Here is a 16,129-nt window from a genome sequence, read left to right on the forward strand (position 1 = left end):
GCGGCCAGCGCGGCCGCTGCCTGCGCCGCTGCGCGAAACGCCGCCGCATCGCCGATGTGGTGGTCGCTCGGACACACCAGCATCACCGCATCGGCAGGCAAGCGCAGCGCCGCCAGCGCGATCGCCGCCGCCGTATTGCGCCCTTGCGGCTCGACGATGATCCGGCTGTTGGCCGCATCGGGAACTTGCGCCTCGACATGTTCAAGATGCACCGCGCCGGTCACGATCACCGGCGCACCGAACCCGGCAAAACCGTGGCAACGCAGCAACGTCGCTTCGAACAGCGTCGTGTCACCCACCAGCGGCAGAAACGGCTTCGGCTTCACCTTGCGCGAACGCGGCCACAACCGCGTCCCGCTACCACCGCACAATACTACCGGGATGACCATGGCATTCACCTTGTTGTCTCCAATCGGGCTGTTTTCGCAGACCAGGCGGCGTGCGTCCCGATCCATTGTAACTCACGTTCTGTGATCAAGGGTGCGATCTAGAGTCCTTGTGTGGCACTATGCCGACTTGGTGAGGGACGGTAAGAGTTCGGGACGGTCAAGCAGCGCGCTGACTTCGGCCATGATCGCTTCCTTGAAGCTTTTCGGGCTGAACCGAAGCGCGTTCTTCCGGCAGTTTTCCTGCGTGAAGCGATCGGACGCTGCCTCGAACCGCGCGACGGCATCGACGATCGCGGGGACGGTCTGCTGGTTGAAGAACAGCCCGGTCGGTGCAGGCGCATCAAGCCCGCGCACGGTTTCAAGTGCACCACCGCGGCCATAGGCGATGACCGGCGTGCCACACGCCTGCGCTTCGAGTGGAACGATGCCGAAGTCCTCCTCGGCAGCAAAGACGAATGCCTTGGCCCGCTGCATGTGGTCGATCATGACCTGCTCGCTTTGATATCCCAGGATTTCGACGTTCGGTCCCGCCTTCGCGCGCACTTTGGCCATTTCCGGGCCATCGCCGATGATCACCAGCTTGCGGTCGGGCATGCTGGCAAACGCTTCGGCGATCAGCGGGATCATCTTGTAGGGAACCATCCGCGAAGCGGTGAGGTAGAAGTCGTCCTTGCCCGTGCCCAAGCTGAAGCGATCGATTTCGGCCGGCGGGTAGACAATCTTGGCCTCATAGCCATAAATCTTGCGGATGCGCCGCGCCACAAAGTCGGAATTGGCGAGATACCGATCGACGCCGTGCGATGTGCGAACATCCCACATCCGGAAATAGTGCAGCATGATGCGCGCCAACATGCCCTTGAGCCCCTTTTCCATGCGGGCTTCGCGCAAATAGACGTGCTGGAGATCCCACGCATAGCGCGCCGCGCTGTGCACGTAGGACAAATGCTTCTGGTCGGGGCCGGTCAGAACGCCCTTGGCAACGCAATACGAAGAACTGATCACCAGATCATAGCCCGACATGTCCAGCTGCTCGATCGCCAGCGGCATCAGCGGCAGATACGTCCGGTACTTGGTCTTGCCGAAGGGCAGCTTCTGGATGAACGTGGTTCTGGGCGTTTTTCCCCGCAGAAACGAGGCCTGTTCGGGGGGTACGTCATAAACCGTGGCATAGACGTCGGCGTCGGGGAACAGGTCCAGAAACTGGGCGAGCACGCGCTCTGCCCCGCCAAAAACCACCAGCCAGTCATGGATGATCGCGACTTTGAGCGGAGGGAGCGACGGTGAAGGTAGCGTCATGTCGTTCATGATGTCGTTTGTGCAACCTGTCATAATTGTGCAGCAAAAACGGCCTGAACGGCAAACGAACAATCGTCATTTACCTGTTGCGATGCAGCAAATCTAGCGGCGGCCACGCGAAATTGCCTTTGCGTTGCTTTCCAAAACTCCTTCACCAGCCGATCAAACGAGCGACCGGCGGCCAAGAAGTTGGCGGCAACGTCAAGGAGCATCGAACGTCTCACTACGATTTTGATGGCAGTAAATGCTGCTTTGCACAACCAGAATCTTCGCCGCGAACAGTGAGGAAAATCCAGCGAGGATCCCGTCGAATGTTCAACAACCGCGCGGCCGCTGATCGTTTGATAAAGGGCCTGCACATGCTTTGGCCCAAGCCCTGACCGGTGCTTGCGCGGCGCGAACTGCAATGGCCCGTCAAACATCGGTGCACCTTCCAGACTTGATGCTCGCGGTTGCTCTACTCTACGGCTGGCTAGCCTAAAAGGCTTGGTTAATCACGGTGATGCGACTGCCTCGCTGCCATCGCGGTCAGAAGTTTGGTGTCCTGACCGGTCAGACATGATTGTTTGATCATGTCCGGGCAAATGCGATTCGGACCAGACCAGTGGGGCGAAAACGCGGCTTGCCGGGTCGATTTTCGGACGAAGTGTGCACTTGCAGCATGAAATGGGCCGGGCAACGGCAGGCTCCGGTCCCATCCAGTCCGGGCTTTGCCGCGTGCCGGTCATGTCCCGATTCAGGGCGATGGGTTCGGTCGGTCTTCACCATTTATGCTGCGCGGGAGGTGCACTGCGGCAATTGCTGCTATGCAGCATGGTTACCGGGTGCGCAGCGTCCTGTTTCGGGAAATCCGAGGCCGCCGTTAATCTTGTTATTCCGTTTACGGCTCGGATAGGAATTGCGGATCGAAAAGGTGATTTCCTTATGTCGCAGGTTACCATGAAACGTATTTCCATTTCCGCGCTTTCGGTGTGCTTGTTCGTGCTGGCGCCCTTTACCGCGTTGGCTGCCGAAGTGGCTGCGACGCGCGTTACTGTCGTCCGGGCCGATGGGTTGGCTCCGGCCATTTCGCTCGAATGGGTTCATGCGCGGATGACCGACCATGGCGTTGCGGTGACCGGGCGTCTGCATCAGGGCGCCGGACGGGCCACGCGCGCCGGTGTTCCGGTCAGCGTCTCTGCAGGCGGCGCGAAGTCCGCTTCGGTCCGTTCGAGCGCATTCGCGGTCGGCGGTGGTGGCGCGACCTTTTCGGTCGTTCTGCCGGTCGAGCGGCCCGATGTGACCGGGCCCGTCACGGTCACCGTCGGCGCCATCGATTGAGTTGCGCCAGGCGGCCCTTTGGGGGTGGCTATTTTGCCGGCCATGACAGCTTCATCCGCAATCCGGCAACAAGCGCATCGGGGACCGTCGGATCCCACGACGGATGCATTACATATTGCAAGTCGGGCTGGAGCAGCAGGTATGGCCGCACGGCGCGCGCGGCGGTGAATTCGAAAACGGTTTCCGTCTTGCGCAGCGCCGGATCGTTGCCCGCTGCATCGCGAGCTGGGCGGCTCAATGCAGCGCGAGCCAGTGCTGCACCAAACGTCCAGCCCTTTTGCTCGGTCGTAAGGCCAAGGCCGACATAGCTTGCGATCGGGTTTGCGCGCTGGTCGGCAACGCCTACCCGCAGCCAAGCCGAAATGCCTTGCGTGACGGGGCCTTCGACCATCGCATAGGCCCCTTGTGATACGGCTGGCGCACCGCCTTCGGTCACCGCGTCGAAGTGGTTGGTGTAATGCCACCCGCCGAACTGCACCTGACCCTTGCCCAATGGCAGTTCGGCCTCTGCAACCAGCAGCGCGCCGGTCGTACCGGGCAGGCGCAATGCTGCGCGCAAGGGTTCGGCGCGCGATCCCGCCAGCGCATCGAACACGCCCAGTCGCAGATGCTTGCGACCGCTTTGCCCGCGCACGATCACGGCGGTCGCCGTGCGTGGAAAGATCGAAGGGCCATTTGCGCCGCTTTGCGAAAATTCGGGGCCGATGCCGTGTGCGCTGTTGAGGAACAAGCTGGCGGTTTCGGTCACGTCGAACTCGCTGTTGAGGTCGATCAGCCCGGCTTTTACCGCAAGCCCCGGCGTTGCCTGCCATTCGGCCCAGGCCTCGTTGAGGTGAGCGAAGGTTCCCGCCTCGACACTGCTGAGCACCTGATAGGTGTTGGCCTTTGCGCCGGAAAAGTCGGGCCCGTGGATGGCCATCGCGTCAATGTGGACGGTCACGCCTTCCAGCCCGAGCGCGGTGCCATCCACATCGATCCACGCATCGACGCGGCCTTCGGCAGCCTGTCCGCGCTGACGCCCGCCATCGACCACGCCAAGCAGATCGACGATGTAGGCGGCGCCTGCGTGCACGGGGCTTTCCGCATCCGCCTTGCCCGGCAAGGCAAGCAGCAGCAGCAACGGGATCAGGTGGCGCGGATGGGTCATGGTTGCCTGACCCTAACCTTGGCGTGCAAAGGTGGTGTTGCGCCGGTCCTACGCGCAAACGCCAAGGTGGGCGTGAAGATGTCGGCCACATCATCAGGGTGTGGCATTACCTGTTGCAGGTTGGCATCATCTGACAACTGACTTGCAGCGGCTTGCAGATTGGGACTGACGAGCAAAGTTCCATACGCTATTCGACGTAGACCGTCAGAGACGTTCGCCCGGCGCGGTCTTGGGAGAGGATGCGAAAAATCGCACCGCGCCGGGTGTTACTCTTGGTCCAGCCCCCATCGTGATGCGTCATGGCGCAAGCAGCGTATCGGCGCTGCGCGGCTGTCAAAGCGCCCGATATCGTGCCATCGTGCTGATCTGTCCGCGACTGGTGCGGCATGTGCGGGCGGCCATGATCGAGACGAGCGAACAATTGCGATGAGCCTGACCGTGGCAACCCTGCTGGCTTTGGCACTGGTAATCGTGCTGTTTGCCGTGGCGACCGCGGTCGACATGCGTGCGGTCAAGGCCGGGCCCCGCTTGCGCCAGTTCGCCTATGCGCTGGGACTTGGCGTATATTGCTCAAGCTGGACGTTCTATGGCGCGGTCGGCAGCGCGGTGCGCGAGGGCTGGAATTACCTGCCGATCTATCTTGCGCCGTGCCTTGTCCTGCTGGTCGCGCCGGGCTTCATGCGACGTCTGGCCGAGGCGGTCGAAGAGGAGCGCGCAGCCAGCCTGTCCGACTTCATCGCCGCGCGGTTCGGGCATGACCCGATGATGGCGCAACTGGTGGCGGTGACGGCGGTCTGCGGCATCGTGCCCTATGTCGCGCTGCAGTTGCGCTCGATCGGCTCGGCCATCGCGGTCGCCTCGCACCGCCCGGTCGAAGCGCCGGTGATGATCGCGGCATCGGTAGCGCTGGCAGGCTTTGCCATCCTGTTCGGCACGCGGCGTTATGAGATCGCCGGGCGAAGCGAGGGCATCCTGTTTTCGGTGGCGCTCGAATCGGTGATCAAGCTGCTGGCGATGGTGCTCGTTGCCGGGCTGGCCATCGTGATCGTCATGGATGCACCGCAGGCTCAGGTAACAGCCGGCTGGGACCGACTGGCGACAGCGTTCGCCCCGCAAGCCATGTCGATCCCCGATGTGATCGCCATCTCGGTGGTATCGGCGCTGGCCATGCTGGCTCTGCCACGCCAGTTCTACATGGCGTTCACGCAGGCGCGCGACACCACCGACCTGCCACGCGCTCGGCTGGTTCTGGCTGGCTATATCGCGGCCATGGCGGCGCTGGTCCTGCCGATTGCGCTGGCCGGACTGGCCATCCTGCCGCAACAAGCCTCACCCGATCTGTTCGTGCTCGAACTGCCCGAGGCGGTCGGCCAGCCGTGGATGCTGGTGTTCGCGCTGCTGGGCGGGATCAGTTCGGCCGCAGCGATGGTCATCGTTGATTCGACCGCGCTGGCGACGATGGTGTCGAACGACCTGATCTTCCCGGCGGTGCTGCGCCGCGCGCAGGACAATGAGGCGGCCGGAACACTGGGCTATCGCATGATGGCCGCGCGGCGGCTGGCGATCGTCGCGATCATCGGGCTGGCGCTGGCGTGGGGACTGCTGCTGCCATCGCGCAGTTCGCTGGCCTCGATCGGGCTGGTCGCGTTTTCGGCGATGGCGCAGTTCACGCCGCACCTGATCCTTGGCGTGCTGGCCAAGGGGCGCGACCCGCTGGCCGGGCGGATCAGCCTGGGAGCGGGGTTTGGGCTGTGGCTATGGACGCTCGCCTTGCCGCCGGTGCTGCCGCAGAGCTGGCTGGCGGCGTTGAGCGGCACGCCGTTCGACCCGCTGCACCTGCTCGGACTTGGCCATGCATCGCCATTGGTGCACGGCGTAGCGTGGAGCCTGACGATCAACCTGGCGGTTCTGACGCTGGCTTCGGCGCGGCAGGACCGGGCGATCCGTCTGCCGCGCCTGCTGCGCGGGCAGCGCCCGGTGCGCAATCAGGGCGAACTGGCCCGCCTGACCGCGCGCTTTGTCGGCGAAGATCGCGCGGACGTGGCGTTCCCGCCCGCGCTGCACAATGCTCCTGTCGATCGGATCGCGGCGCGGCGGGCGCAGGATCTGGTGGCCGAAGTGGTGGGGGCGGCCTCTGCCCGAACGCTGGTAGCATCGGCGCTGGCTGGGGGATCGCTGGGGATTCACGACATAGCCCGGTTGCTCGATGAAGGCGGGCAGTCCTTGCAGTTTTCGCGGCGGCTGCTGGCGGCGACGCTCGAGAATCTGCCTTCGGGCATCAGCGTGATCGACGCCGAGCTTAATCTGGTGGCGTGGAACGCGGCCTATATCGCGCTGTTCGGCTATCCGCCGGGCATGGTGCGGGTGGGCGTGCCGGTTGCGGACCTGATCCGCTTCAACGTGGTGCGCGGCGATTTTCCCGGACCGACCGATGCGCAAGTCGAACGCAGGCTGGCGCGGTTGCGCGATCGGCAGCCCTACGTATCCGAACGCATTCGCCATGATGGACGGGTGATCAAGTCGGTCGGCGGGCCGATGCCGGGCGGCGGTTACCTGACCTCGTTCACTGATGTGACCGGCGAAGCGCAGGCCCGCGCCGAATTGCAGGCGACGCTCGAGCAACTGGAAGAGCGCGTGGCCGAGCGCACGGTCGCCCTTTCGCAAGCCAACCAAATGCTGGCCGAATCGACCCGCGACAAGACTCGCTTCCTTGCCGCCGCCAGCCACGATCTGTTGCAGCCGCTCCATGCTGCGCGGCTGTTCACCGGGGCCTTGGCGCGCAAGGCGGACGAAGGCGTGCAATCGCTGGTGGCTGGCGTGGACCGTTCGATCACCGGTGCGGAGAACCTGCTACGCGCGCTGCTCGACATCTCGCGACTGGATGCAGGCGGTGTACGACCTGACCTGACGCCGGTCGAGCTTGGGCCATTGCTACGCGATATTGCCGAAGGGATGCGGCCTTTGGCTGCGAACAAGGGGCTGGCCTTGCGCACGGGGCCACTGCGCGGCGTTGTCCACACCGATGCCGGGTTATTGCGCTCGGTCCTGCAGAACTTCGTCTCGAACGCGGTTCGCTACACCGACCGGGGCGCAGTGCTGATCGGGGTGCGCCGACGTGGCGACCACTTGCGCATCGATGTGGTCGACACCGGGGTCGGCATTGCCGAGGCCGAACAGCGCGCGATCTTCACCGAGTTCACCCGGCTGGGCACGGTCGATGCCGAAGGGCTGGGGCTCGGCCTCGCCATCGTCGAGCGCATTGCGCGGCTGTTGGGCTTGTCGATCGAAGTGCGCTCGCAACCGGGGCGGGGCAGTCGCTTCAGCGTGCTGGTGCCGGTTTCAGTTGAGGCGGTCGCATCGGCGGCCGTGCCATCGACCAGAACCACCGCTTTGCCAGCAGCAAATGGCCTGCGCGTGCTGGTGGTGGACAACGAACGCGACATTCTGGACGCCACGGCGGCGCTGCTTGGGGAGATGGGACAAATCCCGATCGTTGCGACGACGATGGCCGATGCTCTTGCGGTGGCGGGGCGTGCCGACGTCGCGTTGCTGGATTATCACCTCGACCATGGCGAGGACGGACTGGATCTGGCCGATCGCCTGCGCGCTGCCCACCCGGCGCTGACGCTGGCGCTGGTGACCGCCGAGGGTGGCGCTGAACTGCGCGAGGCGGCCCGGCTTCGTGGCATTGCGGTGATCGTCAAGCCCGCAGCGCCGGCGGCCGTTGCCGCGTTCCTTGCCGAAGTCGGCTCACCGCGCGAGGTCGAGCCCCAGTGATCGCGCCACCAGCGCCGCCTGCGTGCGGTTCTGGACATCGAGCTTGCGCATGATCGCGGTCATGTGCGCCTTGACCGTCGCCTCGCTCATACCAAGGTCGTGGGCGATCTGCTTGTTGAGCTTGCCATCGAGCACGGCCAGCAGCACCTTCAATTGCGTGGGGGTCAGCCCGGCCACTTCGCCACGCACTTTGTCCACCGGCGAAGTTCCCGAGGGAGGCAGCGCCACACCGTCGAGCGCGGCGCGCATGGCATCCTCGATCCGCGACAGGTCGCTGTCCTTGCGCAGAAAGCCGACCGCACCGAAGGCGCGCGCTTCTTCGGCCGCGTTGCCGCTTTCAGTCGCAGACACGACCAGAATCGGCACCTTGGGCCGCTCGGCATGGAGCAGCGCGATGCCTGAATACCCGATTGCGCCGGGCATTTTCAGGTCGAGCATGATCAGCCGCAAGTCCTCGGCCTCGGCCGCAGCCTTGGCCGCCGCCGCCAGCGTACCGGCTTCGACTACGCGCGCCGCAGGGGCAACGGCGGCGAGCGCCAGCGCCAGCGCCTGCCTAAACAGTGGGTGGTCGTCGGCTATCAGGACTGATCCGCTCACTGTGCCTCCCGCCAGCAAATGTTGGACCGCTTGCCGGTTCTGTTGCCCAGACTACCGCACTGGCAGCGCAGGGCAACAACAACCGGGCAGGCGGTACGCCTCCGGCCTGCCGTTACAGGTCAGGCCGGAGCGAGTTGCGGACGATTGGCCAGCAGGTTGTCGACCACCGAAGGGTCAGCCAGGGTCGAGGTATCGCCCAGATTGCCGATATCGTTCTCGCCGATCTTGCGCAGGATGCGGCGCATGATCTTGCCCGACCGCGTCTTGGGCAGGCCGGGGGCGAACTGGATAACGTCGGGCGTCGCAATCGGACCGATCTCATGCCGTACCCACGCCACCAGTTCCTTGCGCAGCGCATCGTCGGGTTCGACTTCGGCATTGCAGGTGACGAAGGCGTAGATGCCCTGACCCTTGATCTCGTGCGGCATACCGACGACGGCGGCTTCGGCTACTTTCGGGTGGGCAACCAACGCGCTTTCGATCTCGGCCGTGCCCATGCGGTGGCCCGACACGTTGATCACATCGTCGATTCGGCCGGTGATCCAATAGTAGTCGTCAGCATCGCGGCGGCAGCCGTCGCCGGTGAAGTACAGGCCCCGGAAGGTGGTGAAATACGTCTGGAAAAAGCGCTCGTGATCGCCCCAGACGGTGCGCATCTGGCCGGGCCAGCTATCGGTGATGACCAGACAGCCATCGGCCGCACCTTCAAGGAACGCGCCGTCGTTATCGACCAGCGCGGGCTGCACGCCGAACATCGGACGGCTGGCCGAGCCCGGCTTGAGCGGGGTGGCACCGGGCAGCGGGGTAATCATCGCGCCGCCGGTTTCGGTCTGCCACCAGGTGTCGACGATCGGGCAGCGGTTGTCGCCCACCACCTTGTGGTACCATTCCCACGCCTCGGGATTGATCGGTTCGCCCACCGATCCCAGCAGCCGCAGGCTGGCGCGGCTGGTCTGCTTCACCCAGTCGTCGCCCTCGCGCATCAGCGCGCGCAAAGCGGTTGGCGCGCCATAGAAGATCTCGACCGCAAACTTGTCCACCACCTGCCAGAACCGGCTGGGATCGGGGAAGTTGGGCACGCCTTCGAACATCACCGTGGTCGCGCCGTTGGCCAGCGGGCCATAGACCACATAGGAATGGCCGGTCACCCAGCCGATGTCGGCGGCGCACCAGTAGATTTGCCCCGGACGATAGTCGAACACGTACTGATGGGTCAGCGAGGTCCACACCGCATAGCCGCCGGTGGTGTGCAGCACGCCCTTGGGCTTGCCGGTGGAGCCTGAGGTATAGAGGATGAACAGCGGGTCTTCGGCGCCCATTTCCTCGGGCGCGCAGTCGGGACTTTGCGCCGCGATGCCCTCGTGCCAGTCGATGTCGCGGCCTGCGACCACGCCGACGGCACCGCCGGTGCGCTTGAGCACGATCACGCTCGATACGTCGGGGCACTGTTCGAGCGCCGCATCGACGTTGGCCTTGAGCGGTACCTTGCGCCCCCCACGCAAGCCTTCGTCGGCGGTGATGACGATGCGGCTGTCACAGTCGGTGATGCGCCCGGCCAGCGCGTCGGGCGAAAACCCGGCGAACACGATCGAGTGAACCGCACCGATCCGCGCGCAGGCCAGCATGGCGACGGCGGCTTCGGGCACCATCGGCAGGTAGATCGTCACGCGTTCGCCGCGCTTGACGCCCTGCGCCTTCAACAGGTTGGCAAAGCGGCATACTTCCTCGTGCAGCGCGCGATAGGTGATGCGGCGCTCGGGCTCGTCAGGAGAATCGGGTTCCCACAGGATCGCGATGTCATCGCCGCGCGTGGCAAGGTGCCGGTCGAGGCAGTTGGCCGACAGGTTCAGCGTGCCGTCGGCATACCAGCGGATGCCGAAATCGGCTTCGTGAAAGCTGGTTTCCTTCACCGTGGTGAACGGCTTGATCCAGTCGATCCGCTGCGCTTCGTCGCGCCAGAACCCGTCGGGATCGCTGATCGAGCGCTGATACATCTCGTTGTAGCGCGCTTCGTCGATGAGCGCGTTTGCCGCCCACTCGGCCGGAACCGGATACACTGCCTCGCCCATCATGGCCTCCTCATGAATATCGTTTGATCGCCATCTACCGCAGATGTGGGCAGGCGCGCTTCTATACAATGGTCGTAGATGTAAGACGATCTTGGGGCTGGTTGCCAAGCCCCGATCCACCGAAGCTTGCCGCGAAAGGTGCCACAAAAAACCGGCACCGGGAGAGGTGAGGGCAATGAACGGCAAGATCAGGGGCGCATTGTGGCTGTTGTCTGCGTCGGCGATGGTGGCACCGGTGGCGGCGACGGCGGCAACAACCAGTCGCGCGGCACAGTTGGCGCAGCGGCTCGAAAAGCTTGAGGCCGAAGTCCGGCAACTGCACGATGACCTGCATACGGCGCGCGATCAGCAGGAGCACGACGTAGCCGCCGCCAATGCGCGCGCCGATCAGGCCATTGCGGCCGCGCAAGCGCAGATCGCGCTCGTCACCCGGACGGCCGAGGCAGCACAGGCCACGAGCGCCGAGACGTCGGCAAGGCTGGCCAGCGCGGTCGAGGCGGCGCCCAAGCAGGGCTTCCGCTCGGGCAATTCCAATGTCGTGCTGTCGGGCTATATCAAGCTGCTGGCCAGCAGCGCGCGCTACAGCGGGGGCGATGATCCCAGCAACACCTTGGGTCGCGATCTGTACCTTCCGCAGTCGATCCCGGTGTTCAATCCGGCCAGCCCGACCAGCCCGACCCACGTGACCGACTTTACCGCCAAGCAGACACGCTTCTGGGTCGACGCCAACACCAAAGTCGGCAGCCACGCGCTCAAGGCCTATATCGAGTTCGACTTCCAGGCCGCGCCGGGTACGCCGCAGGCGCTGGGACAAGGCACGCAGCGCACGACCAATGCCTATGACCTCGCGATGCGCCGCGCCTTCGTCCAGTTCGACCGCTGGCTGTTCGGGCAGGACTTCACCAACTTTTCCAATCCGGCGGTATTCCCGGAAAGCACCGACTATGTCGGCGGGGTGGATGGTCTGGTGTTCGTGCGCCAGCCGATGGCCCGCTACAGCCTGCCACTTGGCAAGGGGGTGACGCTGCACCTTGCCGCCGAAAACCCTGAAACCGCTTCGGCCAACGCTGGCTCGGCCGCGCTGATCGAGAACGGGCAGGATCATGCGCCAGACTTCACCGCGCGGCTGGAATATGGTGGCAAGCCGGGGTTCCTCTACTTCGCCGCGTTGGGGCGCCAGTTGCGCGTCGACAATGCCAAGGCCAATGCCGCCCGCATCACCGATTCCCGCTTCGGTTGGGGGGTGAGCGCCGGGGGCAAGCTTTTCCTGAACGACAAGCATTCCAGCGACCTGCGTTTTCAGGCGACATATGGCGAAGGGATCGGGCGTTATCTCGGCCTCAACTTCGGGCCCGATGCGGTGCTGCAGGCGTCCGGCCAACTGGGCCGGGTGCGCAACCTTGGCGCGTTCGGTGCTGCGCGCATTGCCCTTGGCGATCAATGGCGCGTCAACCTGATGGGCAGCTATCAGCACATCTCATACGCGGGCGACATCAATCGCACTGCCGCCGCCGGTATTGCGATGTACAACCGCGAAGGGTGGAGCGTGGCCGGAAACGTGTTCACTTCGCCGGTCAAGAACGTCGATCTGGGCATCGAAGTGCGGCATGGTGAGCGCCATCTGGTCAACGGGCTCAACGGCCATGTCGAGCGCTTCGACTTTGCCGCAAAGTACAGTTTCTGAATCATAGCAAAAAGCAGGGGAAGGATACCAGGCAATGGCCAGTTTACCGGACGGATTACCCAAACACCACCGGGCGACCGCGAGCGAGAAGCTCGTCATCGGTGCGTCTTCGCTCGGCACCGTGTTCGAATGGTACGATTTCTACCTCTACGGCCTGCTGACCGCGATCATCGCGGCGCAGTTCCTGACCGGGTTGAACGCGACCACCTCGTTCATTCTGGCACTGTTGATCTTTGCCTCGGGCTTCATCGTGCGTCCATTCGGCGCGCTGGTGTTCGGCCACATCGGTGACCTGTTCGGGCGGCGCTATACCTTCATCATCACGCTGCTGGTGATGGGCCTGTCCACGTTCCTTGTCGGCGTGCTGCCGACGTACAAGACCGCAGGCGTGGCGGCGCCGATCCTGCTGGTGGTGCTGCGCATGTTTCAGGGACTGGCGCTGGGCGGCGAATATGGTGGCGCGGCCACTTACGTTGCCGAGCACGCGCCCGAGGGCAAGCGCGGCTTCTATACAAGCTGGATCCAGATCACCGCCACGGCGGGGCTGGCCATGGCGCTGCTGATCGTGATCGCGGTGCGCTCGCCCGTTACCGGCGTGGGCGAAGAAGCGTTCAAGGCATGGGGCTGGCGCATTCCCTACCTCGCTTCGGGGCTGTTCCTGATCGTGGGTTTGTGGTTGCGGCTCAAGCTGCATGAATCGCCGGTGTTCCAGAAGATCAAGGATGAAGGCACCGGCTCGAAGGCCCCCCTCAGCGATGCGTTCGGCAAGTGGGAGAACCTCAAGATCGTGCTGATCGCGTTCTTCGGCGCCATCGCAGGCCAAGCCGTGGTCTGGTACACAGGGCAGCTTTACGCGCTGTATTTCCTTGAAAAGCTGCTCAAGGTCGATGGCCTTGTCGCCAACTCGCTGGTGATGATCGCGTTGCTGCTGGGCACCCCGTTCTTTCTGGTGTTCGGCACACTGTCGGACAAGATCGGGCGCAAGCCGATTATCCTTGGCGGTGCGGCCCTTGCGGCGCTGACGCTGTTTCCGGTGTTCCACGCGCTGACCGAAGCCGCCAACCCGGCGCTGGCTCATGCGCAGGCGACCGCGCCCGTCACCGTCACCGCCAACCCAGCCGAATGCTCGTCGCAGTTCGACCCTGTGGGCACCAACAAGTTCGACACCACCAGTTGCGACATCGTCAAGAACGCGCTGGCCAAGGCGGCGGTGAACTACGAGAACGTGGCTGCCCCGGCCGGCACGGTCGCGTCGATCACCATCGGCAACCAGACGATCCTCGCGCCCGATCCCGCCAGGCTGACCGGTGATGACCGCAAGGCTGCCATCGCCGCCTTCACCGCCACTGTGGTCGGCAGCGCCGCCACCCCGGCCAAGCCCGCCGCCGATGGCAAGCCTGCAGTTGCGGCCAAGCCAGCCGTCATCGGCGAACTGGCGAAGGTCGGCTACCCGGCCAAGGCGGACCCGGCGCGGATCGACAAGGTCAAAGTCGTGGCGATCCTGTTCTACCTCGTGCTGATGGTGACGATGGTCTATGGGCCGATCGCGGCGCTGCTGGTCGAGCTGTTCCCCAGCCGCATCCGCTACTCCTCGATGTCGCTGCCCTATCACATCGGCAACGGCTGGCTGGGTGGACTGTTGCCAGCGATCGGCTTTGCCATCGTGGCCGCCAACGGCAACATCTACTCCGGGTTCTGGTATCCGGTGATCATCGCGGCGTTTACCGTAGTGTTCGGCGCGATCTTCCTGCCCGAAACCTACAAGCGCAGCATTGACGACTAAGGTCTGGCTGGCGCGGCACTTTGCAGGGGCGCAAGGTGCCGCGCAACAGCCGGACAAACGGGGCCGGAACAACGGGGCCGGAAGAACGGGAACGGGGACATGACCGAAGCCTATACCACCGCGTGGCGCAACAGCGTTGGGGATACCGAGGCGTTCTGGCTCGACGCTGCCCGCGCGATCGACTGGAGCGCAGCCCCGCAGCGCGCCTTTGACGAAACGCGCGGCTGGTTTCCCGAGGCCACGCTCAACACCTGCCACAATGCGGTGGATCGCCATGTCGCCGCCGGTCGGGGCGAGAGCAAGGCCCTGATCTACGACAGCCCGGTCACCGGAACCAAGCGCACTTACACCTATGCGCAATTGTTCGAAGAGGTAGGGCGCGTGGCGGCGATGCTGCGCGCGCTGGGTACCGGCAAGGGCGACCGCGTGGTCATCTACATGCCGATGATCCCCGAAACGGTCTTTGCCATGCTCGCCTGCGCGCGACTGGGGGCGATCCATTCGGTCGTGTTCGGCGGTTTCGCGCCGCTGGAACTGGCCAAGCGCATCGATGACGCCACGCCGAAGCTGGTGCTGACCGCGTCGTGCGGGATCGAGGGCGCGCGGACCATCGCCTACAAGCCGCTGGTCGATGAAGCGCTACGTCTGGCCGACCATCAGGTCCAGCACGTCGTGCTGCTGCAGCGGCCGCAAGTGACGGGAACGCTCGAAGCCGGGCGCGACTTTGATTGGCAGGCGCTGCGCACCGCAACGCTGGCCGAACCGGTCCCCGCGCCGGTGGCGGTGGCGGCGGACGATCCGCTCTATGTGCTTTACACCAGCGGCACCACCGGCACGCCCAAGGGCGTGGTGCGCGAAAACGGCGGTCATGCCGTCGCGCTCGCATGGTCGATGGCCAACATCTTTGGCATCGGCGCGGGCGACGTGTTCTGGGCGGCGTCGGATGTGGGCTGGGTCGTGGGGCACAGCTACATCGTCTATGCCCCGCTGCTGGTGGGCGCTGCCACGGTGCTGTTCGAAGGCAAGCCGGTGGGCACCCCCGATCCCGGCACGTTCTGGCGGATCATCGCCGAACACGGGGTCAAGACCTTCTTCACCGCGCCCACCGCCATCCGCGCGGTGCGCAAGGAAGACCCGGACGCCACGTTCCTGCGCACGATCGGCACCGGCCAATGCCAGGCCATATTCCTTGCGGGCGAGCGTGCCGATCCCGACACGATCGGCTGGCTTGAGGCGCAATCGGGCCTGCCGGTGATCGATCACTGGTGGCAGACCGAACTGGGCTGGCCCGCCATCGCCAGTTGCGCCGGGCTTGGCGATCTGCGCCGCAAACGGGGCAGCGCGGGCTTTCCGGTGCCGGGCTATCGTTTTGCCGTACTGGACGAAGCGGGGCAGGCGGTTCCTGCGGGGCAAAGCGGCGCCATCACCATTGCCGCGCCTCTGCCGCCGGGCGCATTCCGTACGCTGTGGAACAACCACGCCGGTTATTCCAAGAACTTCGCGACCTTTCCCGGCTGGTACGAGACGGGCGATGCCGGGTTCATCGATGAGGAGGGCTTCCTTCACATCATGGGCCGCACCGACGACATCATCAACGTGGCCGGGCATCGCCTGTCGACCGGACAGATGGAGCAGATCGTCGCGGCCATCGATGGCGTGGCCGAATGCGCGGTGATCGGCGCCGACGATCCGATCAAGGGCATGGTCCCGGTCGCGTTCGTGGTGGCGCGCGCCGGGATTGCCGATCCCGCGACGCTTGAGGCCGCTGCCATCCGGGCGGTGCGTGCCGAACTGGGGGCGGTTGCCGCGCTCAAGACCGCACATGCCGTGCCGCAGTTGCCCAAGACCCGCTCGGGCAAGATTCTGCGCAACTTGCTGCGCAAGATTGTGAACGGCGAGGATTTCGTCACTCCGCCGACGATCGACGATCCCGCCGTGGTCGTGCAACTGCAAGCGGTATTGGGCCGCCACGAACCCGTCTGATTAGGGCCAAGACGGAGGCGATAGGGCTTTGCAGTCGGGCCGCTGCGCCGCCACTATGGGGGCGGTGCAGAGCGTGAGGCGCGG

The 16,129-nt window shown here is 64.7% G+C and carries 11 protein-coding genes; 5 read left to right on the forward strand and 6 right to left on the reverse strand.

Features of this window, described 5'->3' with window-relative positions; genetic code table 11:
- The 3 genes from LDN95_RS19445 to LDN95_RS19455 form a co-directional block, all read right to left on the reverse strand.
- The coding region (locus tag LDN95_RS19445; RefSeq protein ID WP_226019226.1) for a sugar phosphate nucleotidyltransferase at window positions 1-389 on the reverse strand (389 nt) is incomplete at its 3' end.
- A gap of 117 nt (window positions 390-506) precedes the next feature.
- On the reverse strand, window positions 507-1,694 hold the full coding sequence (locus tag LDN95_RS19450; RefSeq protein WP_226019227.1) for a glycosyltransferase family 4 protein: 1,188 nt from the start codon (window positions 1,692-1,694) through the stop codon (window positions 507-509).
- A gap of 20 nt (window positions 1,695-1,714) precedes the next feature.
- Window positions 1,715-2,107, reverse strand: a complete 393-nt coding sequence (locus LDN95_RS19455; RefSeq protein ID WP_226019228.1) for a hypothetical protein — start codon at window positions 2,105-2,107, stop codon at window positions 1,715-1,717.
- Window positions 2,108-2,624: 517 nt separating this feature from the next.
- Between LDN95_RS19455 and LDN95_RS19460 the strand changes: the two genes are divergently transcribed.
- On the forward strand, window positions 2,625-3,005 hold the full coding sequence (locus tag LDN95_RS19460) for a hypothetical protein (protein WP_226019229.1): 381 nt from the start codon (window positions 2,625-2,627) through the stop codon (window positions 3,003-3,005).
- Between the two features lie 28 nt (window positions 3,006-3,033).
- Here LDN95_RS19460 and LDN95_RS19465 read toward each other — a convergent pair whose 3' ends face one another.
- Window positions 3,034-4,152, reverse strand: coding sequence for a carbohydrate porin (locus LDN95_RS19465; RefSeq protein ID WP_226019230.1), 1,119 nt, complete (start codon window positions 4,150-4,152; stop codon window positions 3,034-3,036).
- Between the two features lie 426 nt (window positions 4,153-4,578).
- Here LDN95_RS19465 and LDN95_RS19470 point away from each other — a divergent pair, with 426 nt between their 5' ends.
- Window positions 4,579-7,929, forward strand: a complete 3,351-nt coding sequence (locus LDN95_RS19470) for a PAS domain-containing hybrid sensor histidine kinase/response regulator (RefSeq protein WP_226019231.1) — start codon at window positions 4,579-4,581, stop codon at window positions 7,927-7,929.
- On the opposite strand, the gene LDN95_RS19475 is transcribed toward LDN95_RS19470, so the two are convergent.
- The gene (locus LDN95_RS19475) at window positions 7,903-8,526 is read right to left on the reverse strand and encodes a response regulator transcription factor (protein WP_226019232.1); all 624 of its coding nucleotides are present in this window, start codon (window positions 8,524-8,526) and stop codon (window positions 7,903-7,905) included. The two genes, LDN95_RS19470 and LDN95_RS19475, sit on opposite strands and share 27 nt — an antisense overlap.
- Before the next feature lie 119 nt (window positions 8,527-8,645).
- The gene (gene acs, locus LDN95_RS19480) at window positions 8,646-10,595 is read right to left on the reverse strand and encodes an acetate--CoA ligase (RefSeq protein WP_226019233.1); all 1,950 of its coding nucleotides are present in this window, start codon (window positions 10,593-10,595) and stop codon (window positions 8,646-8,648) included.
- A 175-nt stretch (window positions 10,596-10,770) separates the two neighbouring features.
- Here acs and LDN95_RS19485 point away from each other — a divergent pair, with 175 nt between their 5' ends.
- The 3 genes from LDN95_RS19485 to LDN95_RS19495 all read left to right on the forward strand — a co-directional run bounded on the left by LDN95_RS19485 (window position 10,771) and on the right by LDN95_RS19495 (window position 16,045).
- Window positions 10,771-12,279 (forward strand): DcaP family trimeric outer membrane transporter, encoded by a 1,509-nt coding sequence (locus LDN95_RS19485; RefSeq protein ID WP_226019234.1) that lies wholly within the window; start codon window positions 10,771-10,773, stop codon window positions 12,277-12,279.
- 34 nt (window positions 12,280-12,313) lie between these two features.
- Entirely contained in the window at window positions 12,314-14,062 is a 1,749-nt protein-coding gene (locus tag LDN95_RS19490) for an MFS transporter (protein ID WP_226019235.1), read from the forward strand.
- 99 nt (window positions 14,063-14,161) lie between these two features.
- Entirely contained in the window at window positions 14,162-16,045 is a 1,884-nt protein-coding gene (locus LDN95_RS19495; RefSeq protein WP_226019236.1) for an AMP-binding protein, read from the forward strand.
- Window positions 16,046-16,129 lie beyond the last annotated feature (84 nt).

Origin of the sequence: Novosphingobium sp. FKTRR1, assembly GCF_020404405.1 — a bacterium.
In the GTDB taxonomy this organism is placed as follows: Bacteria; Pseudomonadota; Alphaproteobacteria; order Sphingomonadales; family Sphingomonadaceae; genus Novosphingobium.

Excerpts from the sequence above, each read along its gene's own strand:
- LDN95_RS19455 (WP_226019228.1), bottom strand. The coding sequence starts at position 2,107 with ATGTTTGACGGGCCATTGCAGTTCGCGCCGCGCAAGCACCGGTCAGGG.
- LDN95_RS19450 (WP_226019227.1), bottom strand. The coding sequence starts at position 1,694 with ATGAACGACATGACGCTACCTTCACCGTCGCTCCCTCCGCTCAAAGTC.
- LDN95_RS19485 (WP_226019234.1), top strand. The coding sequence starts at position 10,771 with ATGAACGGCAAGATCAGGGGCGCATTGTGGCTGTTGTCTGCGTCGGCG.
- acs (WP_226019233.1), bottom strand. The coding sequence starts at position 10,595 with ATGGGCGAGGCAGTGTATCCGGTTCCGGCCGAGTGGGCGGCAAACGCG.
- LDN95_RS19495 (WP_226019236.1), top strand. The coding sequence starts at position 14,162 with ATGACCGAAGCCTATACCACCGCGTGGCGCAACAGCGTTGGGGATACC.
- LDN95_RS19470 (WP_226019231.1), top strand. The coding sequence starts at position 4,579 with ATGAGCCTGACCGTGGCAACCCTGCTGGCTTTGGCACTGGTAATCGTG.
- LDN95_RS19490 (WP_226019235.1), top strand. The coding sequence starts at position 12,314 with ATGGCCAGTTTACCGGACGGATTACCCAAACACCACCGGGCGACCGCG.
- LDN95_RS19460 (WP_226019229.1), top strand. The coding sequence starts at position 2,625 with ATGAAACGTATTTCCATTTCCGCGCTTTCGGTGTGCTTGTTCGTGCTG.
- LDN95_RS19465 (WP_226019230.1), bottom strand. The coding sequence starts at position 4,152 with ATGACCCATCCGCGCCACCTGATCCCGTTGCTGCTGCTGCTTGCCTTG.